This window comes from Streptomyces armeniacus, from assembly GCF_003355155.1.
GTDB lineage: Bacteria > Actinomycetota > Actinomycetes > Streptomycetales > Streptomycetaceae > Streptomyces > Streptomyces armeniacus.
In genome coordinates this window covers 1,101,563-1,123,883 of record NZ_CP031320.1, presented here as the reverse complement: position 1 = coordinate 1,123,883, position 22,321 = coordinate 1,101,563, and the positions used below count along the sequence as shown (strand labels likewise).

General features: G+C 71.5%; 17 protein-coding genes and 1 pseudogene. 12 read left to right on the top strand and 6 right to left on the bottom strand.

The window, feature by feature from the left end:
* Positions 1–177 precede the first annotated feature (177 nt).
* The 3 genes and pseudogenes from DVA86_RS35900 to DVA86_RS04795 all read right to left on the bottom strand — a co-directional run bounded on the left by DVA86_RS35900 (position 178) and on the right by DVA86_RS04795 (position 4,923).
* Positions 178–2,214, bottom strand: coding sequence for a S8 family serine peptidase (locus DVA86_RS35900; protein WP_281279267.1), 2,037 nt, complete (start codon positions 2,212–2,214; stop codon positions 178–180).
* A gap of 490 nt (positions 2,215–2,704) precedes the next feature.
* A pseudogene (locus DVA86_RS34950) lies at positions 2,705–3,955 on the bottom strand (M28 family peptidase); the annotation flags it as partial.
* A gap of 134 nt (positions 3,956–4,089) precedes the next feature.
* Positions 4,090–4,923 (bottom strand): hypothetical protein, encoded by an 834-nt coding sequence (locus DVA86_RS04795; protein WP_208876066.1) that lies wholly within the window; start codon positions 4,921–4,923, stop codon positions 4,090–4,092.
* 159 nt (positions 4,924–5,082) lie between these two features.
* On the opposite strand from DVA86_RS04795, the gene DVA86_RS04790 reads away from it, so the two are divergent.
* The 6 genes from DVA86_RS04790 (at position 5,083) to DVA86_RS04765 (ending at position 11,577) form a co-directional block, all read left to right on the top strand.
* Entirely contained in the window at positions 5,083–6,777 is a 1,695-nt protein-coding gene (locus DVA86_RS04790; RefSeq protein WP_208876065.1) for an ABC-F family ATP-binding cassette domain-containing protein, read from the top strand.
* Positions 6,778–7,044: 267 nt separating this feature from the next.
* Positions 7,045–7,488 carry a 50S ribosomal protein L13 gene (rplM, locus tag DVA86_RS04785; protein ID WP_208876064.1) on the top strand — a complete coding sequence of 148 codons (444 nt, stop codon included), beginning with the start codon at positions 7,045–7,047 and terminating at the stop codon, positions 7,486–7,488.
* 41 nt (positions 7,489–7,529) lie between these two features.
* Positions 7,530–8,051, top strand: a complete 522-nt coding sequence (gene rpsI / locus DVA86_RS04780) for a 30S ribosomal protein S9 (protein ID WP_208876063.1) — start codon at positions 7,530–7,532, stop codon at positions 8,049–8,051.
* A gap of 137 nt (positions 8,052–8,188) precedes the next feature.
* Positions 8,189–9,547, top strand: coding sequence for a phosphoglucosamine mutase (gene glmM, locus DVA86_RS04775; protein WP_208876060.1), 1,359 nt, complete (start codon positions 8,189–8,191; stop codon positions 9,545–9,547).
* 201 nt (positions 9,548–9,748) lie between these two features.
* Positions 9,749–10,771, top strand: coding sequence for an ATP-binding cassette domain-containing protein (locus DVA86_RS04770; RefSeq protein WP_208876059.1), 1,023 nt, complete (start codon positions 9,749–9,751; stop codon positions 10,769–10,771).
* Positions 10,768–11,577 (top strand): ABC transporter permease, encoded by an 810-nt coding sequence (locus DVA86_RS04765; protein ID WP_208876057.1) that lies wholly within the window; start codon positions 10,768–10,770, stop codon positions 11,575–11,577. The genes DVA86_RS04770 and DVA86_RS04765 overlap by 4 nt, the downstream gene beginning before the upstream one ends.
* 69 nt (positions 11,578–11,646) lie before the next feature.
* On the opposite strand, the gene coaA is transcribed toward DVA86_RS04765, so the two are convergent.
* Entirely contained in the window at positions 11,647–12,618 is a 972-nt protein-coding gene (gene coaA / locus DVA86_RS04760; protein WP_208876053.1) for a type I pantothenate kinase, read from the bottom strand.
* A gap of 201 nt (positions 12,619–12,819) precedes the next feature.
* On the opposite strand from coaA, the gene DVA86_RS04755 reads away from it, so the two are divergent.
* The 6 genes from DVA86_RS04755 (at position 12,820) to DVA86_RS04730 (ending at position 18,763) form a co-directional block, all read left to right on the top strand.
* On the top strand, positions 12,820–13,065 hold the full coding sequence (locus DVA86_RS04755; RefSeq protein WP_208876052.1) for a hypothetical protein: 246 nt from the start codon (positions 12,820–12,822) through the stop codon (positions 13,063–13,065).
* Positions 13,066–13,111: 46 nt separating this feature from the next.
* The gene (gene glmS, locus DVA86_RS04750; protein WP_208876050.1) at positions 13,112–14,959 is read left to right on the top strand and encodes a glutamine--fructose-6-phosphate transaminase (isomerizing); all 1,848 of its coding nucleotides are present in this window, start codon (positions 13,112–13,114) and stop codon (positions 14,957–14,959) included.
* A gap of 25 nt (positions 14,960–14,984) precedes the next feature.
* Positions 14,985–15,353: a holo-ACP synthase gene (locus DVA86_RS04745; protein ID WP_208876049.1), complete on the top strand. Its 369-nt coding sequence runs from the start codon at positions 14,985–14,987 to the stop codon at positions 15,351–15,353.
* Positions 15,354–15,564: 211 nt separating this feature from the next.
* Entirely contained in the window at positions 15,565–16,779 is a 1,215-nt protein-coding gene (locus tag DVA86_RS04740; protein WP_208876047.1) for a helix-turn-helix domain-containing protein, read from the top strand.
* Positions 16,780–16,903: 124 nt separating this feature from the next.
* On the top strand, positions 16,904–17,371 hold the full coding sequence (locus DVA86_RS04735; protein WP_208876045.1) for an ATP-binding protein: 468 nt from the start codon (positions 16,904–16,906) through the stop codon (positions 17,369–17,371).
* 273 nt (positions 17,372–17,644) lie between these two features.
* Positions 17,645–18,763 (top strand): ribosome-inactivating family protein, encoded by a 1,119-nt coding sequence (locus DVA86_RS04730; protein ID WP_208876044.1) that lies wholly within the window; start codon positions 17,645–17,647, stop codon positions 18,761–18,763.
* Between the two features lie 10 nt (positions 18,764–18,773).
* Here the strand turns inward: DVA86_RS04730 and DVA86_RS04725 are convergent, their stop codons facing one another.
* Positions 18,774–20,183 carry a rhamnulokinase gene (locus DVA86_RS04725; protein ID WP_208884389.1) on the bottom strand — a complete coding sequence of 470 codons (1,410 nt, stop codon included), beginning with the start codon at positions 20,181–20,183 and terminating at the stop codon, positions 18,774–18,776.
* A gap of 75 nt (positions 20,184–20,258) precedes the next feature.
* Positions 20,259–22,319, bottom strand: coding sequence for a bifunctional aldolase/short-chain dehydrogenase (locus DVA86_RS04720; RefSeq protein ID WP_208876042.1), 2,061 nt, complete (start codon positions 22,317–22,319; stop codon positions 20,259–20,261).
* Positions 22,320–22,321: the final 2 nt, after the last annotated feature.

Genomic DNA, 22,321 nt, shown 5'->3' with positions numbered 1-22,321 from the left:
GGCGGGCCGTACGTGCGGAGGGCCGGGCCCAGGGCCGGGGCCGGGTTGGAGCCCTGGGCCCGGACGAGGGTGCCGGGGCGTGTGCCCGGTGCCTGCGGGGCGGGGGCGCCGGCGTACAGGGGAGTGCACGCCGGCGCCCCGGTGTGGGGGGTTGTGAACGGGGGTTGCGAACTGCGGTTACGACACGTCCACCGCCGTGTCATCGACCACGAACGACGTCTGCAGCGAGGCGTCCTCCTGGCCGGTGAAGCGGATCTGGATGTCCCGTCCCGCGTACTTGGCGAGGTCCAGCGACTGCTGGCGGTAGCCGCTTGCCGAGTCCAGGTTGGAGTACGACTTCAGCGTCTCCAGCGTCGAGCCGCTCTCGTTGAGCACCTGCACCGCGAAGGTGTCGTACGCGGTGCCCGGCCCCTCGTCCGTGTCGATGTGCAGGTGGTAGCTCAGCTTGTACGTGGTGCAGCCCGCCGGAAGCGCCACGCTCTGCTGCGCGTTGTCGGTGTGCGTGCTGCCGTGCCCGTTCAGCCACGCGCTCCAGGTGCCGCTGTGCGCGGCCTGGCCGGTCCACTGCCCGATCACGTTCGCGGACGCCCGCCAGCCCGTCGTACCGGACTCGAAGCCCGGGTTGACGAGCTTCTGGCCCGGGGAAGTGCACGTGCCGCCCCCGCCGTCGGTCACCGTCAGGGTGAAGGTGACGCTGTGCTCGGCGGACGGCGACGTGCCCTTGACGGTCACCTCGTGGGTGCCGGACGGCGTGCTCGCGGAGGTGGTGAGGGTGAGCGACGAGGACTCGCCCGCCCGTACCGAAGCCGGGGTGAAGCTCGCCTGGACGCCGCCGGGCAGCCCGGAGGCGGTGAGGCTGATGTTCTCGGCGGTGCCCTTCGCCACCGCGGTGGTGAGCTTGGTGCCGGCCTGCTCGCCCGCCTTGACCGTGGCCGAGGCCGGGCTGGCCGAGAGGGTGAAGTCGTTGTCCGGGTCCGGGTTTCCGCCGCCGTCGTTCACGACGCGCAGCAGCTTGTTGGGGGAGCCGGGGCGCGGGTCCTGTACGGCGCCGTCGGTGGCGTTCGCCACCAGGTGGTCGCGGATCTGCCGCGGCGTCCAGTCCGGGTGCGCGCCCTGCACCAGCGCGGCGGCGCCGGCGACGTGCGGCGACGCCATCGACGTACCGCTGATGGTCCGGCTCGCGGTGTCGCTGCTCATCCAGGCGGAGGTGATGTCGCTGCCCGGCGCGAACAGGTCGAGGCAGTTCCCGAAGTCCGAGAAGCCGGAACGGCTGTCGGTACGGGTCGTGGCGCCCACCGTGATCGCTTCCGGTACGCGGGAGGGGGAGCCGGTGCAGGAGTTCTCGTTCTCGTTGCCCGCGGCCACCGCGTACGTGATGCCGGTGCCGATGGAGTTCGCCACGGCGCGGTCCAGGCTGGTGGAGGCGCCGCCGCCGAGGCTCATGTTGGCGACGGCGGGCTTGGCCGCGTTCCGGGTCACCCAGTCGACGCCCTCGATGACGCCGGCGGTGGTGCCGCTGCCCTGGCAGTTGAGCACCTTCACGGCGACGAGCCGGGGCTGCTTGGCGACGCCGTAGTCGGTGCCGCCGGTGGTGCCCGCCACATGCGTGCCGTGGCCGTTGCAGTCGGTGTTGTTGCTGTCGACGGTGTTGGTGCCCCAGCTCGCGCGGCCGCCGAAGTCCTCGTGCGTGACGCGGATTCCGGTGTCGATGACGTACGCGGTCACGCCGGACGACGTGTCGGGGTAGGTGTAGCTGCCGTCCAGCGGCAGCCGCTCCTGGTCGACCCGGTCCAGGCCCCAGGACGGCGGGTTCGGCTGGGTGCCGGTGGCGCGTACGCGCTGGTCTGCCTCGACCCGCAGGACGGCCGGGTCGGCGGCCAGTTCGCGGGCGGACCGCTCGTCCGTACGGACCGAGAAGCCGTTCAGCGCGGTGGTGTAGACGCGCGTGACGTCGCCGCCGTGTTCGGCGGCCAGCTGCCGGGACGCGTGCGCCACCGACGGGTTCCCCCTGAGTTCGACGATGTAGCTGCCGTCGACGCGGTCGGCGCTCGTGGCGGCCGCGATGGCGCCCTCGCCGCCGGCGTCCGCGGCGTGTGCGGGGCCGGCCGTCGCGCCCGCGAACATCGCGACCACGGTGGCGGTCACGAGCGCGCACGTGGCGGCGAGCCGTCTTCGGGCGGGCGTTCTCTCGTACGTCTCGTACATCTCGTACATGGAGACCTCACTTCGGGACTGTCACTGCGATGTGGGGGGTGCATCGGTGCCGGCCGGACGAGGCAGGGTGCGCGGCGTGTGCCGGGGCCGCGTCCGGCCGGTCATGACGTCCGGGTCAGGGGGTGTCGTACGCGAGGGTGTAGCCGCCGCTGCCGGAGTACGCGTGCACGCGGTAGCGGTACTGGCCCGCGGTGCCCGTGTAGCTGAGCTCCTCGTCGGCCTCGGGTGTGGTGGCCGAGGCGACGTCCGCCCAGCGGCTGCCGTTCCACTTCTGCAGGTAGAGGTCGTAGTCGGTGCCCGTGGGCCCGTCGAGGCACGCCTTGTGGGTGCCGTAGGCGCCGGTGCGGTACGAGCCGCCGTCGGGCTCGAGGGCCGAACCGCCGCTCTGCAGCGTGCCGTTGCGCTGCTGCTGGAAGCCGGAGCAGCTGGAGGCGCCGTTGACCTGGAGCGTGTACGCGGCCGCGTTCGTCGCCGCGGCGCCCTTGCCGGTGATCCGCAGCGGGTAACTGCCGGACGGCGCGTCACCGGCCGCGGTGAGGGTCATGGTGGCGGTGCCGCCCGTGGTGACGGCGGACGGCTCGAAGGCGGCGGTGACGCCGTCCGGCAGTCCGGTGGCGGCGAGTTCGACCCGCTGCGGGTCGCCGCGCGTGGTCTGGGTGGCCACCTTGGCGGTGACGCTGCCGCCCGCCTCCACCGTGCCGGCGGACGGGTCGACCGACACCGTGAAGTCCTGCGCGGACTGCGTCCCGCCGAGCGTCCACATGGCGTACGCGATGGCGTCCGAATTGCGGTCCAGGGCGGGGTCGTTGATGTTGGCGGTGGTGTCGCACGAGGCGTGGTAGCACCGGTCGTACGGCTGCCCCGCGGTGCCGCCCCAGAGCTGCGCCTCCTGCGCCGTCTTCCGGCCCTCCGCGCCCGTGAACGTGCCGCCCGCGGCGATGCCCACCCGGATGAACGGGCCGTAGTCGCTGCGGCCGTTGAAGTCGGTGCCGCGCGTGGGGACGCCGACCGAGGCGAAGTAGTCCTCCAGCACGCTCTCCATCTCGGCCGAGCCGTCGGGTCCGGGGCCGGAGCCGGTGCCGTCGGAGTCGTCACCGTCGTAGAGGAAGTAGCCGGGGTTGGGGGAGCCGATCATGTCGAAGTTGTAGTAGCCGTCGATCTGCGCGCGTTCCGCCGGCGAGAGCTGGCCGACGTAGTGCGTCGAGCCGATCAGGCCCAGCTCCTCCGCGCCCCACCAGGCGAACCGCAGGTGCTTCTCCGGCTGGTGGCCCTGCCGCGCCACCTCGAGCGCGACCTCGAGGATGCCGGCCGAGCCGCTGCCGTTGTCGTTGATGCCCGCGCCCGCGCTCACGCTGTCCAGGTGCGCGCCCGCCATCAGTACGCGCTGAGGGTCGCCGCCCGGCCAGTCGGCGATCAGGTTGTAGCCGGTGCGGCCGGAGTACGTGAACTGCTGCACCCGGGTCTGGAAGCCCGCGGCGTCCAGCTTGCCCTTGGCGTAGTCGATGGAGGCGCGGTAACCGGCGCTGCCGTGCGCGCGGTTGCCGCCGTTCTGGTTGGCGATCTGCTGTAACCGATCGAGGTGCCCCTTCACGTTCGCCAGCGAGATGTCCGGCGCCGCCGCGGTGGCGGTGCGGGCCGCCGTACCGGACGAGGGTGCCGCGCCGGCGCTGCCGCTCGCGAGCGCGGCGCCCGGTATGGACAGTGCGAGGACCGCGGCTGCCGCGGTGACACGTCTCAGCATCCGTCCTCCCTTCCTCCTGGCCCCCCACTCGGCCAGAAGCGGGGGGAGGGGCCGCCGTGGCCCATGCGAAGGCTAGGAAGGGAGCCGTCGCCCGGAATCGGGGAAAACCCTTGCGCTCCCCCGGGAGCGGCCCGTCAGCGCGCCGAAGCCTCAGCCGCGGACTGGTCCTTGCCGCGCTGGAGGATGCGCCCGTAGCCGAACTCGGAGCCGTCCAGGGCGACTTGCTTGGCCTGCTCGTCGGAGGCGCCGGCCGGCTTGCCGTCGGTGTGGCCCGCGATGGTGAAGAACGCGTACCGGCCGAGCGCGTTGACCGTCGTACGGCACGTCACGCTGCGGCAGTACGTCGGCACGCCGCCGCCGGACAGGGAGGCGACGTTGGGCTTGTAGCCGGCCTTCACGGCGGACGCGGCCGCCTTCGAGTCGAATACGGCGATGCCGAGCGTGAACGCCAGCCCGCCCCGCTCGTACGTGGCGCGGAAGAACCGGCCGCAGCCGTTCTTCTCCAGCACCGGACCGAGCCCCGCCTGCGCGCCGGACGTGCACTTCTTGGCGCTGTCGGTGGCGGCGCGCGCGTACTTCCGGCCGTTGACGGTCACCGTCTCGTCCGGGAACAGCGTCTCCGTGCTGAGCGGCGCCGTGTCCTTCTGCGGGTCCCCGATGAAGTCCTCCGGCGGCGCCGGCGGCCGGTCCTCCTTGAACGACGGCTCCGGCTGGCCCGGGCTGGACGGGATGTCCTCCGGGGTGGGCAGCGAACTCGACGGGTCGGCGGAACTCTTGCCGCCGCCCTCGTTGACCACCGCCACCGCGACGATGCCCGCGACCGCGACCGTGGCCAGCGCCCCGCCGCCGACCAGCAGCCAGCGCTTACGGCGTGCGCGCCGGCGCTCCGTCTCCTCGGCGAGCGCCGCCCAGTCGGGGGTGGGTCCGCCCCCGGCCCCCCACTGGGGACCCCCCTGCCCAAAGCTCATGGGCGGCATCTTAGTCCGCCCGCGCGGCCGTACGGCGGGCCCGTCACCGTACGGACCGGCCGTACGCGGGCGGCCCCGTGGCCGTGCCGCGGGGAACCCCTTGCGCCCGGCCACAAATCGGTTGGCCGTGCCGCCCGGTCACGGCGACAATCCGGCCCCATGGGACACGTCGAAGCGGCACACCTGGAGTACTTCCTGCCGGACGGCCGTGTGCTGCTCCGCGACGCCTCGTTCCGGGTCGGCGAGAGCACGTCCGTCGCCCTGGTCGGCGCGAACGGCGCGGGCAAGACGACGCTGCTGCGCATCATCTCCGGCGAACTCAGCCCGGAGAACGGCTCGGTGACGGTCAGCGGCGGGCTGGGCGTCATGCGGCAGTTCGTCGGTTCCGTACGGGACCGAGGGGCCTCCCCAAGCCCGCCAGGGCTGAGGGGACAGACGGTGCGGGACCTGCTGGTGTCCGTCGCGCAGCCGCGCATCCGGAAGGCCGCGCGGGAGGTGGACGACGCGGAGCTGGCCATGATGACCCGCGACGACGAGGCGGCCCAGCTCCAGTACGCGCAGGCACTCGCCGACTGGGCCGAGGCGCGCGGGCACGAGGCGGAGACGCTCTGGGACACCTGCACCACGCAGGCGCTCGGGGTGCCGTACGAGCGGGCGCAGTGGCGGCAGGTGCTCACCCTGTCCGGCGGCGAGCAGAAGCGGCTGGTGCTGGAGGCGCTGCTGCGCGGCACGGACGAGGTGCTGCTGCTCGACGAGCCGGACAACTACCTGGACGTGCCCGGCAAGCGCTGGCTGGAGGAGCGGCTGCGCGAGACCCGTAAGACGGTGCTGTTCGTCTCGCACGACCGGGAGCTGCTGGCCTGTTCCGCGGACAAGATCATCAGCGTCGAGCCGGGGCCAGCGGGCAGCGACGTGTGGGTGCACGGCGGCGGCTTCGGCACGTACCACGAGGCGCGCAGGGAGCGCTTCGCGCGGTTCGAGGAGCTGCGGCGCCGCTGGGACGAGCAGCACGTACAGCTGCGGCAGCTCGTCCAGCGGCTCAAGCAGAAGGCGTCGTACAACTCGGACATGGCGTCGCGCTACCGCGCCGCCCAGACCCGGCTGCGCAAGTTCGAGGAGGCCGGCCCGCCGCAGGAGCCGCCGCGCGAGCAGGACATCAGGATGCGGCTGCGCGGCGGGCGCACCGGCGTCCGCGCCGTGACCTGCGCGGGGCTCGAACTGACCGGCCTGATGAAGCCGTTCGACCTCGAGGTCTTCTACGGCGAGCGCGTCGCGGTGCTCGGCTCGAACGGCTCCGGCAAGTCGCACTTCCTGCGCCTGCTGGCGAGCGGCGGCAAGGGCTCGTACGAGGGCGAGAACCCGGAGGAGGACGCCGTGCCGCACACCGGCAGCTGGAAGCTCGGCGCGCGCGTCGTCCCCGGCCACTTCGCGCAGACCCACGCGCACCCGGAGCTGGAGGCCCGTACGCTCCTGGATGTCCTGTGGAAGGACCACGCGAAGGACCGCGGGGCGGCGATGAGCGCGCTGCGCCGGTACGAGCTGACGCGCCAGGCGGAGCAGCCGTTCGGCAAGCTGTCGGGCGGCCAGCAGGCGCGGTTCCAGATCCTGCTGCTGGAGCTGGCCGGCACCACCGCGCTGCTGCTGGACGAGCCGACGGACAACCTGGACCTGGAGAGCGCGGAGGCGCTGCAGGAGGGACTGGAGGCGTACGAGGGCACGGTGCTCGCGGTGACGCACGACCGCTGGTTCGCACGTACGTTTGACCGCTTCCTGATCTTCGGCGCGGACGGCCGCGTACGGGAGGTGGCGGAGCCCGTCTGGGACGAGGGCAGAGTGGCCAGGGACCGGTTTTGACCGCCGTACAGCGCGCCGGGTATCCTGCGGGTTCGTTATGTGTATTGGCTTGCTCATTCTCACGTGAGGGGCCCTTACACCGGCCCACCGGCCGATCACCAGCGATCAGCACTCGGTTGCGTCACCGATGTGCGGTCAGTGCTGCCGTGACCTGCGGGTGGCCTTGTCAGGACCCGTCCCCTCGGTCTTGGCGGGCCTGGGGAGACCCCTCGCCCGTCCTCGGCCCGGGGGTTCCATCACTGTAGAGAAGAAGCGAAGGCTACGACCGTGCGTACGTACAGCCCAAAGCCCGGCGATGTCCAGCGCCAGTGGCACGTCATCGACGCGCAGGACGTCGTCCTGGGCCGTCTGGCCACTCAGGCCGCCACCCTTCTCCGGGGCAAGCACAAGCCGGTGTACGCGCCTCACGTCGACACCGGTGACTTCGTCATCGTCATCAACGCCGACAAGGTGCACCTGTCCGGGAACAAGCGGACGCAGAAGCTGGCCTACCGGCACTCCGGTTACCCCGGCGGTCTGCGTTCCGTCCGGTACGACGAGCTGCTCGACAAGAACCCGCAGAAGGCAGTGGAGAAGGCCGTCAAGGGCATGCTCCCGAAGAACAGCCTGGGCCGTCAGATGCTCTCGAAGCTGAAGGTCTACGCGGGCGACCAGCACCCGCACGCTGCCCAGCAGCCGGTTCCGTTCGAGATCAGCCAGGTCGCGCAGTAAGTCCGGCCACCACCGAAGACGAAGAGAAACCAGGAGAACTCGTGGCCGAGACCACCGCCGAAACCCCCCTCGCTGACGAGACCGTCACCGAGGACGTCCAGGAATACACGACCGAGACCCCCGACGCCCCGGAGGAGTTCACCTCCGAGTCCCTCGCGTCCCGCTTCGGCGACCCGCAGCCGGCCGCCGGCACCGGGCGCCGCAAGAACGCCATCGCCCGCGTCCGCATCGTGCCGGGCAGCGGGAAGTGGAAGATCAACGGCCGCACCCTGGAGGGGTACTTCCCCAACAAGGTGCACCAGCAGGAAGTCAACGAGCCCTTCAAGGTGCTGGAGCTCGACGACCGTTACGACGTCGTCGCCCGTATCGCGGGCGGCGGCATCTCGGGCCAGGCGGGCGCGCTGCGCCTCGGCGTGGCCCGCGCGCTGAACGAGGCGGACGTGGACAACAACCGCGGCCCGCTCAAGAAGGCCGGCTTCCTGACCCGTGACGCCCGCGCCGTCGAGCGTAAGAAGGCCGGTCTGAAGAAGGCCCGCAAGGGCACGCAGTACAGCAAGCGCTGACCCTGGCGCTGGGCCGGCTGCACGCCGATTCTGTGGTGACGCCCCGGTGACACGTTCCGTGTCGCCGGGGCGTTTGCTTTGTACGTTGAGGGAAGCCGGAAACCATCCGGCGCCCGCGCGATTCGGAGGAACGACCAGTGGCACGACTCTTCGGTACGGACGGTGTGCGCGGCGTTGCCAACGGCAGTCTGACGGCCGAGATGACTCTCGGCCTGTCCGTCGCCGCGGCGCACGTGCTCGCCGAGGCGGGAACGTTCGAGGGCCACCGCCCGGTCGCGGTGGTCGGACGGGATCCGCGCGCGTCCGGGGAGTTCCTGGAGGCCGCCGTCGTGGCCGGACTGGCCAGCGCGGGCGTCGACGTGCTGCGGGTGGGCGTGCTGCCGACACCCGCCGTGGCGTACCTGACCGGCGCCCTCGGCGCCGACCTGGGCGTGATGCTCTCGGCCAGCCACAACCCGATGCCGGACAACGGGATCAAGTTCTTCGCACGCGGCGGCCACAAGCTCGCGGACGAGCTCGAGGACCGTATCGAGCAGACGTACCACCAGCACGCCGGCGGCCAGCCCTGGGACCGCCCGACGGGCGCCGGGGTCGGCCGCGTACGCGACTACGACGAGGGCTTCGACAACTACGTGGCCCACCTCGTGGGCGTCCTCCCGAACCGGCTCGACGGCCTCTCCGTGGTCATCGACGGCGCACACGGCGCCGCCTCCCGCGTCTCCCCGGAGGCCTTCGCCCGCGCGGGCGCCGCCGTGACCACGGTCGGCACGGACCCCGACGGGCTGAACATCAACGACGAATGCGGCTCCACGCACCTCGACGCGCTGCGCGCGGCCGTCGTGGAGCACGGCGCCGACCTCGGCGTCGCCCACGACGGCGACGCGGACCGCTGCCTCGCGGTCGACGCCGACGGGAACGAGATCGACGGCGACCAGATCCTCGCCGTACTGGCCGTGGGCCTGCGGGACGCCGGAGGGCTGCGGAAGAACACCGTGGTGGCCACCGTCATGTCGAACCTCGGCTTCAAGCTCGCCATGCGCCGGGAGGGCGTCGAGCTGCTGCAGACGGCCGTCGGCGACCGGTACGTGCTGGAGGAGATGAAGCGTGGCGGGTACTCGCTGGGCGGCGAGCAGTCCGGCCACGTGATCGTGCTGGACCACGCGACGACCGGCGACGGCACGCTCACCGGGCTGATGCTGGCCGCCCGCGTCGCGGCCACCGGCAGGCCGCTCGCGGAGCTGGCGGGCGTGATGGAACGGCTGCCGCAGGTCCTGATCAACGTGCCGGACGTGGACAGGTCCCGCGTCGACACCTCCGCCGAGCTGGCGACGGCCGTCGCCGAGGCGGAACGCGAGCTGGGCGAGACGGGCCGCGTGCTGCTGCGCCCGTCCGGCACGGAGCCGCTGGTACGGGTGATGGTGGAGGCCGCGGAGACGGAACTGGCCCGCTCGGTGGCGGACCGCCTGGCGGACGTGGTGAAGCGGGTGCTGGGGTAACCGGACGTGCCACTCCGGTGGTGTTCCCTTCCGCCGGACCCTCGCCGTCGTGGCTGCGCGCCGCGACGGCGTGTCCTCAAGCGCCGGACGGGCTGAAAAGCCCGGCTGACCGCTCCCTGCGCGGAATGTCAGTGGCTTGCGTCACAGTTGTGGGAGGAGTGAGCACCGACCCGGTCGCTCAGGAATCCAAGGGAACACGCCATGACGTACGCGATCCAGGCAGAGGGCCTGGCCAAAAGGTTCAAGGAGACACACGCGCTGGACGGCGTGGACCTCGCGGCCCGTACCGGCTCGGTGCTGGGGCTGCTGGGGCCGAACGGCGCGGGCAAGACGACCGCCGTCCGCATCTTCGCCACCCTGATCCGCCCGGACGCCGGGCGGGCGACGGTCGCCGGCCACGACGTCGTACGGGAGGCGGGCATCGTCCGCTCGCTCGTCGGGCTGACCGGGCAGTACGCCGCGGTCGACGAGAACCTGACCGGCACCGAGAACCTGCTGCTCATCGGCCGCCTCCTGGGGATACCCCGGCGTGAGGCCAAGGCGCGGGCGGCCGAGCTGCTGGAGCGCTTCCAGCTCAGCGACGCCGCCGGACGCGCGGTGAAGACGTTCTCCGGCGGCATGCGGCGCCGGCTCGACCTGGCGGCGAGCCTCGTCGGGCGGCCGCAGATCCTGTTCCTGGACGAGCCGACCACCGGCCTCGACCCGCACAGCCGCGGCGAGTTGTGGGACATGCTGCGGGGGCTCGTCGCGGAGGGCGTCACGGCGCTGCTGACCACCCAGTATCTGGACGAGGCCGACAAGCTCGCCGACGAGATCGTCGTCATCGACAAGGGCAAGGTCATCGCCGACGGCACACCCGACGAGCTGAAGTCGGCCGTCGGCGGCCAGGTGCTCCAGCTGCGGCCCGTGCACGCCGCCGACCTCGGCACGACCGCCGCGCTGGTGGCGGAGGCCGCGGGGCCGCAGACGCAGATAGAGGGCGAGCTGATCATCGCGCCCGTGAAGGAGCCGGGTCTGCTGCCCGCCGTGGTGCGGCGGCTGGACCGGGAGGGGATCGAGCTGAGCGAGCTGGCGCTGCGCCGGTCCTCGCTGGACGAGGTGTTCCTCGCGCTGACCGGCCACCGGGCCGAGCCGGAGGTCCCGGAGGACGAGACGGCCGCGGACGCCGCTGTCACCCCGGGCGCCGACGAGGGCGCGCTCGCACGGGCGGAGACGCGGTCATGACTGCGGCGACGCTGACCGCATCGCTGACCAAGACCGGCAGGGTGCGGCCGGGCGCCGGGATGCGGCAGACCGGGACGATGGCGTGGCGGTCCCTGGTGTCGGTCAAGCACAATCCGCTGGAGCTGGTCGACTACAGCATCACGCCGATCATGTTCGTGTTCCTGTTCACTTACGTCTTCGGCGGCCAGATGGCCGGTTCTCCCGAGGACTACCTGCAGTACGCGCTGCCGGGCATCATCGTGCAGAACACCCTGTTCATGAGCATGTACACCGCGATGGCGCTCAACAGCGACCTGACGAAGGGCGTCTTCGACCGGCTCCGCAGCCTGCCGATAGCCAGGTCCGCGCCGCTGTTCGGACGCATCACCGCCGACCTGGCGAAGCAGCTGTGGGCGATGCTGCTGATGATCGGCCTGGGCGCGGTGCTGGGCTTCCGGATCACCGGCGGAGTGGGCGGCTTCCTCGGCGCCGCGCTGCTGCTGATGGTGTTCGCGGCGGCGGTGTCGTGGAGCGCGGTGCTGATCGGGATGCTGGCGGGCGATCCGGAGAAGGTGCAGGTCTTCGCGTTCACGCTGATCTTCCCGATCACGTTCACGAGCAGCGCGTTCGTGCGGGTCGAGACAATGCCCGGCTGGCTGCAGGCGTGGGTCGACATCAATCCGGTCACGCACCTCTCCGACGCTTTCCGCGGCCTGCTCGTCGACGGCGGCATAGGTGAGCCCGTGCTGTGGTCGCTGGTGTGGGCGGCGGCGATAGCCGCGGTGTTCATCCCGCTGGCGATGCGGGCGTACCGCGCACGGGCGTGACGGGACGTACGGGCGTGAGTGACGGGACGTACGGGCATGACGCGCGCGGGGCGCGGTGGGGGCGCGGGGTCAGAGCTTGCGCAGTGACAGGCGCTCGACCTTGTGGTCGGGGCCCTTGTGCAGCTGGAGCGTGGCGCGGCCGCGGGTCGGGGCGATGTTCTGCCGCAGGTTCGGCTGGTTGATCGTGCGCCAGGTGTTCCGCGCGTAGTCCAGCGCCTCCTCCTCGGACACCTGCGTGTACTTCCGGAAGTACGACGCCGGGTCCTGGAACGCGGTCGCGCGCAGCTTGCGGAAGCGGTCCAGATACCAGCTGCGGATGTCGTCGGTGCGGGCGTCCACGTAGACGGAGAAGTCGAAGTAGTCGGACAGGGCCAGCCGGGTGCGGCCGTCCTTGCCGGGCAGCGCGGGCTGGAGCACGTTCAGCCCTTCGACGATCAGGATGTCGGGCCGGTCCACCACCAGCCGCTCGCCCGGCACGATGTCGTAGATGAGGTGCGAGTAGACGGGCGCGGACACCTTCGCCTTGCCGGACTTGACGTCCGCGACGAAGCGGATGAGCGCGCGCCGGTCGAACGACTCGGGGAAGCCCTTGCGGGACATCAGGCCGCGGCTGCGCAGCTCCGCGTTCGGCAGCAGGAAGCCGTCCGTGGTGACCAGCTCCACGCGGGGGTGCTCGGGCCACCGGGCGAGCAGCGCCCGCAGCAGACGGGAGACCGTCGACTTGCCCACGGCGACGCTGCCCGCGACGCCGATGACGAAGGGCGTGCCATGCTGGGCGCCGCTGCCGTTCGCGGCATCGCCGAGGAAGGTGTTGAGGGCGCTGCGCAGTCCGTGTGTCGCGCCGACGTACAGGTTGAGCAGGCGGGACAGCGGCAGATACACGTCACGGACCTCGTCGAGGTCTATCACGTCGCCGAGCCCGCGCAGCCGCTCGACCTCGGCGGCGGTCAGCGGCAGCGGCGTACGCTCCCGCAGCGCGCTCCACTCGCTGCGGGACAGATCGACGTACGGCTTCGCTGTCCTGGCGGTCTTCGTCGGCACGGTTCCATTCTGCGCGGACGGCGCGGACGTTCCCTGCCGGGGTGCCGGAAGGGTGTACGCGGGCCCGGGTTCGGGTCTACGTTCCGACGCACTCGTCAACGATCCGACCGACCGTTCCGACCGTTCCGACCGTTCCGACCGTTCCGACTGTTCCGACCGATCCAAGCGTTCCGACCGATCCGACCGATCCATGGGGAGACCGTGGCATCACTGATCGCACGCATCCGGCGGAGACGCCGAAGACCCTCCGCCGCCGCTCCCGCGCGCACCCGCTGCCCCGGCCGTGCGCAGGAGGAGATCGCCGCGGATCTGCCCGACGACGACCTCGGCGATGACCTGTCCGAGTCGCTGGACCTGTACGAGCTGGGCAGCAAGCCGCGGTGCGAGGAGGCCGAGTATCTGGAGCTGATGCAGGACGCGATCGAGCGGATCGCGTACGAGCGGTGACTGGTGCCGTGGTCGCTCCCGGACCGTGCCGTCGTAGGCTGCCCGCATGTGCGGAATCGTCGGTTACGTGGGAGGGCAGTCCGCCCTCGATGTGGTCATCGCCGGGCTGCGGCGGCTGGAGTACCGCGGCTACGACTCGGCCGGGGTCGCCGTGCTCGCCGACGGCGGGCTGGCGGCCGCGAAGAAGGAGGGCAAGCTCTCCAACCTGGAGAAGGAACTCGTCGAGCGCCCGCTGTCGAGCGGCCAGACCGGCATCGGCCACACCCGCTGGGCCACTCACGGCGCCCCCAACGACGCGAACGCGCACCCGCACCTGGACAACTCCGGGCGCGTGGCGGTCGTGCACAACGGCATCATCGAGAACTTCGCCGCCCTGCGTACGGAGTTGGCGGAGCGCGGCCACGAACTCTCCTCGCAGACCGACACCGAGGTCACCGCCCACCTGCTCGCCGAGTGCTACTCCGCGAGCGGCGACCTCGCCGAGGCGATGCGCCAGGTGTGCCGCCGCCTCGACGGCGCCTTCACCCTGGTCGCCGTCTCCGCCGACGACCCGGACGTCGTGGTCGGCGCACGCCGCAACTCGCCGCTGGTCGTCGGCGTCGGCGACGGCGAGAACTTCCTGGCGTCGGACGTCGCCGCGTTCATCGCGCACACCAGGGAGGCGATCGAGCTGGGCCAGGACCAGGTCGTGGAGCTGCGCCGGGACGCGGTCCAGGTGACGGACTTCGACGGCGTACCGGCCGACGTCCGCACGTACCACGTGGACTGGGACGCGTCCGCCGCCGAGAAGGGCGGCTACGACTACTTCATGCTCAAGGAGATCGCCGAGCAGCCGAAGGCCGTCGCGGACACGCTGCTCGGCCGCATCGACGCGAGCGGTTCGCTGACCCTCGACGAGCTCCGGCTGCCCGACTCCGAGCTGCGGGAGATCGACAAGGTGGTGATAGTGGCCTGCGGCACGGCCTATCACGCCGGGATGATCGCGAAGTACGCGATCGAGCACTGGACGCGTATGCCCTGCGAGACGGAGCTGGCCAGCGAGTTCCGCTACCGCGACCCGATCCTCGACACCCGGACGCTGGTCATCGCCGTCAGCCAGTCCGGCGAGACCATGGACACGCTGATGGCGCTGCGGCACGCGCGCGAGCAGGGCGCGAAGGTGCTGGCCATCTGCAACACCAACGGTTCCACGATCCCGCGCGAGTCCGACGCCGTGCTGTACACGCACGCCGGTCCGGAGGTCGCCGTCGCCTCCACCAAGGCGTTCCTCACCCAGCTCGTCGCCTGCTACCTGGTCGCGCTCTATCTCGGCCAGGTGCGCGGCACCAAGTGGGGCGACGAGGTGGGCGCCGTGATCCGGGAGCTCTCCGAGATCGGTACGCAGGTGGAGGAGGTGCTGACCACCATGGAGCCCGTACGGGAGCTGGCGCGCGGGCTCGCCGGCAAGAACACGGTGTTGTTCCTCGGCCGGCACGTCGGCTTCCCCGTGGCGCTGGAAGGCGCCCTCAAGCTCAAGGAACTCGCGTACATGCACGCGGAGGGCTTCGCGGCGGGTGAGCTCAAGCACGGGCCCATCGCGCTGATCGAGGACGACGTGCCGGTGGTCGTGGTCGTGCCGTCGCCCCGCGGGCGGTCCGTGCTGCACGACAAGATCGTCTCCAACATTCAGGAGATCCGGGCACGGGGCGCCCGTACGATCGTGATCGCCGAACGCGGAGACGAGGCGGTGCGTCCGTACGCGGACCACCTCATCGAGGTGCCGCACACCCCGACGCTGCTCCAGCCGCTGGTGGCGACGGTGCCGCTCCAGGTCTTCGCCTGCGAGCTGGCGACGGCCCGCGGAAACGAGGTCGACCAGCCGCGGAACCTGGCCAAGTCGGTGACGGTGGAGTGAGCGGCGGAACGAGGCGGTTCGCGCGGTGATCGTGGGGGTGGGGATCGACGTCGCCGAGATCGACCGGTTCGCGGCGGCGCTGGAGCGTACGCCGCAGCTGGCGGAACGGCTGTTCGTGACCGGGGAGTTGCTGCTGCCCGGCGGGGAGCGGCGCGGTGTCGCCTCGCTGGCCGCGCGGTTCGCGGCCAAGGAAGCCCTGGCGAAGGCGCTCGGCGCGCCGCGGGGGCTGCGCTGGACGGACGCGGAGGTCGTGACGGAGGACTCCGGCCAGCCCGTGCTGCTGGTACGGGGGACGGTGGCCGCGCGGGCCACGGCGCTGGGGGTCCGGCACTGGCACGTGTCGCTCAGCCACGACGCGGGGGTGGCGTCGGCGGTGGTCATCGCGGAGCGGTGACCACTTGAGCCCGTCCGGCGTTTGAGGACGGCCCTCGGCCACGATGGCGGTTCGCCGGGCCACCGGGCTGTCGGCCCACTTGCAGGCCGGTGGCCGGCCCGGTCCGTCCTCAAGCGCCGGGCGGGCTGGAAAAGCACAGGGGATAGCGATGAGCGGAGTGGCGCCCCGGGACGCGGTGCGCCCCGCCCCGGGAGCGGCGTACCGTGGCGGCGTGGCGAACGAAGACCTGGGGAGGATCCTGCGCCGCTTGCGCCGTCTGGCCTCCCTGACGCAAGAGGAGCTGGCCGAGCGCTCCGGCGTGTCCGTCGATGTGGTCCGCCAGCTCGAACAGCGGCGAAAACACTCGGCGCGGCTGCCCACACTGCACGCGTTGGCCAACGGTCTCGGAGTGGAACTGACCACGCTCCTGGGCGACCCGCCCGCGGTCTCCTCCACAGGGGAGAACGACGGACCACGCTTCGTGGCAGTACGCCGCGCCATCATGCCCGTGCTCTGGGGGCCGGTGCCGGGGCCGCCAGGGCCTGATTTCTCGCTGGAGCGTCTCCGTGAGCAGATCGCGGACGGCTGGACGCAGTACCACGCCGCCGAGTTCGACACCGTGATGAAGGCGCTCCCGGACCTTCTCTCGGATGCGCGTACTGCCACGGCTTCGGGCAACGACGACGATCGCAGGGCCGGTTGGGCAGCCCTGGGCAAGGCACTTCAACTCGCGGGACACGTCGCGGTGCGGATGGGCAAGACCGACCTTGCCCTGACGAGTCTGGAGCGTGCCGTCGACGCTGCGGGACGGTCCTCCGACCCACTGCTGCTGCCGATGATCGTCAACTCCACGGCATGGACGTATCAGCGGCAGGGCCGCCTGGAGGACGCGTTGAGCATCGCGCTCCGCGCCACCGAGGACATGGTGAACGCAGGCCGTGACGAGACAGCGGACGGTCTGAAGGTGTGGGGCGCCCTGACCATGAGCGCTGCCACCTCGGCCGCGCGGAGCGGCGACTACGAGCGCGCGGCGGCGATGATGGAGACGGCGGAGAAGGGAGCGGCACGGGTCTCGAAGCTGCCCGACGGTGGCGACAGCCGTATGGTCAGCGTCTTCAGCCCGTCGTCAGTCCGCATCGAACGCGTCCGGCTCGCTGTTCAGTACGGTCACCCGGAGGAGGCCTTGGCGCTGGCCAAGGGCATGCGGCTGAGCAAGGACACCCCGCCGTCCTGGCGGACGTGGCTGCTGCTGGACGTGGCACGCGCCCACACGGACATCGGGGATGCGGCCGGTGCCGTGAAGACTTTGGAGTCCCTGCGCCGGGTGGCGCCGACGTGGATGCAGCACCACACGTTGGCCGTGGCCATCGTGCGCGACTTGTGGGCGCTCCCCAACCATCCGCCGGGACTCCGGCCGTTGGCGGAATTCCTGGGGGTCGGCGAATAGCGTGCTGAAAGTGGGACGTTGCGCCCCTGTATGCGTTTCCTGCATGTCGCTTACATGAGCGGACAGTGCCCTGGTAGCCGCGTGACGGCCCCGGGGCTCGGCCGATCTGAGAAAGCAGACCGACATGCCGCGAACTACGACGCGGGCGCGTCCCACTGGATACCCCGGGTACAGCGAGACCCTGCCGCGAGAGCCGGAGAGCGCCGCCACCGCCCGACGACTGGTGCGCGTCGCGCTGAGTGTCCGGGGACTGGACGACCTTGCCGGGGATGGGGCCGTGATCGTTTCCGAGCTGGTGTCGAACGCGGTCCAGCACGCTCGGCGGCCATGCATCCGAGTCGCGATCGACCATCCTGGCGCGGCGCGGGTGCGCATCGGCGTCATCGACTTCTCGAAGGTGCCTCCGTCGCTTCAGGAGCCGGGCGCCGATGAGGAGAGTGGGCGCGGCCTCGCGCTCGTGGCGCAGCTGGCCGAGGACTGGGGCACCGACGTGCTCCCCTGCGGGAAGCGGGTGTGGGCGCTGTTGTGCGCAAGAGACGACGGGGAACACCGGCGTGCCCGTGAGGCGGCCCCGGTTCGCATTCTTGCCTGAGCCTGTCCGGCGTTTGAGGACGGCCCTCGGCCACGATGGCGGCTCGCCGGGCCACGGGATGTCGGCCCACCCGCGGGCCGGTGGCCCGTCCCGGGCCGTCCTCAATCGCCGGACGGGCCCGGCCGAACGCGGCCTGGTCCCCCGTCAGAGCTACCCCGCAATCGTCCTCTCGCGGGGGATTCTCCCGGGCGTGCCAGTCCGTAGCGTTTGAGCGCCCGCATTCGCGGGCCGACCGCTGTCACGCGCAGTGGCATCTCGACTTGGGGGAAGCACGTGACGCAGAACGCGACAGATGACAGGAGCAGGCTCCGTCGGCGTTGGGCGATTCTCACGGCGTGCGTCGTGGCACTGGCCGTGATCTCCACGACCGTCTACGCGCAGACGAAGCCCGACGACAAGGAGGACGACAAGGCCGCCGTCACGACACACGGCGCCGCCAACAAGCTCCCGGAAGGGGCAAAGAAGAAGGGGAACGAGAAGCGCGGTAAGCACGACCACGGCCACAAGGGCGAGCACCAAGGGGACAAGGACAAGAGTAAGGAGAAGGACAAGGGTAAAGACCAGGGCGAGGGCTCTGGCAACAACCTTGTGGACATTCGCCATGTGACCTGGAACCTGGGCTCCCCAAGCGAGGCCTGGTACGCAGACAACGCGCGTGTCTACGACAGGATGATCAATACGCTGCGCGCAGCGGCCGGTCCCATTTACCGGCAGGACATGCGCATAACGACGCAGGACCGACACCGGTATATCCAGCTCAACATCAACATCGGTGATGCTGGGTCCGTCGGACTGCTCTTCCAGGCACACAACATGTACCTCCTCGGGTGGGTACTTGATGAGCCGTTCACCAGCAACCAGACGCTATTCGCCCTCCGCAACACCGACTTGGGGGATCTCCGGGGTCGGTACGACCGCACCGAGGACACGAGGATAGGCGAAGACTACGGAAGCCTGAACATGACCGCTCCAAGTCGCGAAAGGCTTACGCTCGGCAGGCATGTCTTGATTGATGCCGCCGCGGCCTTGCAGAGTGCGAGGCCTGGATTCTTCGCCCCGGGCAGCGGAATAGACGATTCGGATTTGAGGCGAGCGCTGGGAACCCTTATCGTCGCGACAGCGGAAGCCGCTCGGTTCAGCACTCTCTCCCGGCAGATTACCGATGCGATCGAATCTGGCTCGAATCCACGGCTGACACAGCAGAACAACGAGCTCATCAACAACTGGAACGATGGCTCGCGCTTCGCGCTCGACATCACTCGCAACCACCAGGCGAACCCGGTTCGGCTCGGCAACCACGCAAGCTGGACCCGCACGTTTGCCGAGCTCGCAGCCGTACTCGCACTGGCTCACTACCTTCCGCCTGGGGGTAAGGGCGGGGGCACCAGGTGAACCGCAGGCGTCACCGCAGGCGGGCTTGGGCGGCGGACCAGGCCGAGCGGGGCGGCGTGGACGTCGGGGCGTAGTGGCGCAGGGGGAGCGACGACCGGAGTGTTCCCCGCAGCGACGCGAGGGACCCCCGCAGCGCTCCCGCCGCCCGTGCCTGGACCAGTACGTTCCCCAGCGCCGCCGCCTCCGCCGGGCCCGCGACGACCGGCAGCCCGCAGGCGTCCGCCGTCAGTTGGCACAACAGCTCGTTGCGGGCGCCGCCGCCGACGATGTGGACCGTGTCCACCTCGTGCCCCGTCAGCCGCTGCGCGTCCTCGACCGCCTGCCGGTGTGCCAGCGCCAGGGAGTCGAGCACGCAGCGCGTGAACTCCGCGGGCGTACGCGGCTCGGGCTGCCCCCCGCGGCGGCACGCCGCCGCCAGGCGCGCGGGCATGCAGTCCGGGGCGAGGAACTCCGGGTCGCCCGCGTCCACCACCGACCGCAGCGGGGTGGACCGCGCGGCCTGCCGCAGCAGTTCGTCCAGGCCGGGCCGGTGGCCTTCGGACTCCCAGGTGCGCAGGCACTCCTGGAGGAGCCAGAGCCCCATGATGTTGCGGAGGTAGCGGACGGTGCCGTCGACGCCGAGTTCGTTGGTGAAGTTGGCGCGGCGGCTGTCCTCCGTGAGAACGGGGGCGTCCAGTTCAAGCCCGGCGAGCGACCACGTGCCGGTGGCGATGTACGCGAAGCGGTCGTCCGCCGCCGGTACGGCCGCCACCGCCGACGCCGTGTCGTGCGAGCCGACGACGGTGAGCGGGACGCGTTCGGGACCGGTCAGCCCCGCCTCCGCCCGTATGCCCGGCAGGAGTTCGCCGCCGGGGTCGCCCGGTAGCCGCAGTGGCGGGAACAGCGACAGGTCGATGCCGAGCGGATCGGCGACCGTACGGGACCAGTCGCGCGTACGGGGGTCGATGAGCTGGGTGGTGGAGGCGTTGGTGAGTTCGGTGCCGCGCTCGCCGGTGAGCCAGTACGCGAGCAGGTCGGGGATCAGCAGCAGCTGGTCGGCGGCGGCGAGTTGGGCGGTGCCGCGGGCGGCGGCGAGCTGGTAGAGGGTGTTGAACGGGAGGTACTGCAACCCGGTGGCGGCGTACAGCTCCGCGGCGGGCAGCACTTCGCCGACGGCATCGGCCATGCCCTCCGTACGGGTGTCGCGGTAGTGCACCGGGTTGCCGAGGAGGGCGCCGTCGGTGTCGAGGAGGCCGTAGTCGACCGCCCACGAGTCGATGCCGACGGACGCGACGGGGCCCGCCGCGCGCAGCCCATCCAGGACGCCCTGGTACAGCGCGAGTACGTCCCAGTGCAGCGTGCCGCCGGTGCGTACGGGCCGGTTGGGGAAGCGGTGGACCTCCTGGAGGCCGAGTGAACCAGGCGCGACGCGGCCGACCATGACGCGTCCGCCGGACGCGCCGAGGTCGACCGCGGCGAAGGGGAGGTCAGGGGAGGAAGGAGCCACGCCGCGGCCTCAGCGGAGGAACGCCGCGGCGACACCCGCGTCCACCGGCAGGTGCGCGCCCGTGGTGTGCGTGAGGTCGCCGCCCGTCAGGGCGAAGACGGCGTTCGCGACGTGTTCGGGCAGCACTTCCCGTTTGAGCAGGGTGCGTCCGGCGTAGAACTCGCCGAGCTTCTCCTCCTCCACCCCGTACACGGCGGCCCGCTGCGCGCCCCAGCCGCCGGCGAAGATGCCGGAGCCGCGTACGACGCCGTCCGGGTTGATGCCGTTGACGCGGATGCCGTGGGCGCCCAACTCGGCGGCGAGCAGCCGTACCTGGTGCGACTGGTCGGCCTTGGCGGCGCCGTACGCGATGTTGTCGGGGCCGGCTACGACGCCGTTCTTGGACGCGATGTAGACGATGTCGCCGCCCATGCCCTGCGCCGTGAGCACCCGGGCGGCCGCGCGGGAGGTGAGGAACGAGCCGCGCGCCATGATGGAGTGCTGCCGGTCCCAGTCCTCCGCCGTGGTCTCCAGCAGCGGCTTGGACAGCGAGATCCCGGCGTTGTTGACCACCAGGTCCACGCCGCCGAAGGCGAGTACGGACTCCCGCAGGGCCGCGTCGACCTGCTCCTCCGAGGTGACGTCGACGGTGACGGGCACCGCCGTGTCAGGGCCGCCCAGTTCGCCCGCGACCGTGGCCGCGCTCTCCGCGTCGCGGTCGGCGACGACCACGCACGCGCCCTCCGCCGCCAGCCGGTGCGCGATGGCCCGCCCGATGCCCGAGCCGCCGCCGGTCACCAGCGCGACGCGGGTGGCGAGCGGCTTGGGCGCGGGCATGCGGCGCAGCTTGGCCTCCTCCAGCTCCCAGTACTCGATGCGGAACTTCTCCGGCTCCTCGATGGGCGCGTACGAGGAGACGGCCTCGGCGCCGCGCATCACGTTGACCGCGTTGAGGTAGAACTCGCCCGCCACGCGCGCCGTCTGCTTGGCCCGCCCGTACGAGAACATCCCGACGCCGGGCACCAGCACCACCGCCGGGTCGGCGCCGCGCATGGCGGGGGAGCCGGGGCCGGCGTGCCGCTCGTAGTAGGCGCGGTAGTCGGCGCGGTACGCCTCGTGCAGCTCGCGCAGCCGGGCCACGGTCTCGCCGTACGGCGTGTCCGGCGGCAGGTCGAGGACGAGCGGCCGCACCTTCGTCCGCAGGAAGTGGTCCGGGCAGGAGGTGCCGAGCGCGGCCAGCCGGGGGTGTTCGGTGCGGGCGAGGAAGTCCAGTACGGGCTCGGTGTCGGTGAAGTGTCCGACCTGCGGGTGGTCGGTCGAGGCGAGCCCGCGCAGTACGGGCGCCAGCGCGGCGGCCCGCTCCCGGCGCGCGTCCTCGTGCAGCGGCTCGTAGCCGGGGCGTACGGGCCCGAACGGCTCGGCCTTGCCGCGCTCGGCGAGGAACGCCTCGGCGGTGCGGATGATGTGCAGCGAGTTGCGTTCGCACTCCTCGGCGGTGTCACCCCAGGCGGTGATGCCGTGCCCGCCCAGGACGCAGCCGATGGCGCGGGGGTTGGCGTCCTTGACGGCGGCGATGTCCAGGCCGAGCTGGAAGCCGGGGCGGCGCCACGGCACCCAGGCGACGGTGTCGCCGAAGCACTCGGCGGTGAGCCGTTCGCCGTCGGCGGCGCAGGCCAGTGCGATGCCGGAGTCGGGGTGCAGGTGGTCGACGTGGGCGGCGTCGAGCAGGCCGTGCATGGCGGTGTCGATCGACGGTGCTGTGCCTTCTCCCCCCGGGAGCCATCCGCGCCCGTGGAGGCAGTGGTCGAACGCCTCCACCATCTCGTCCTCGCGCTCCACACCGGGGTAGCGGGCGCGGAGCGCGCGCAGCCGGTCCACGCGCAGCGCCGCGAGCCCGCCGGTGGTGAGGGTGCCCAGGTCGCCGCCGGAGCCCTTGACCCACATCAGCTCGACGTCGTCGCCGGTGACCGGGTCGGGCACGGCGGCCTTGGCGGACGTGTTGCCGCCCGCGTAGTTGGTGTTGCGCGGGTCGGCGCCGAGCCGGTGCGAACGCGCCAGCAGGGCCGCCACCTGGGGGTGTTCGTCGGTCATCC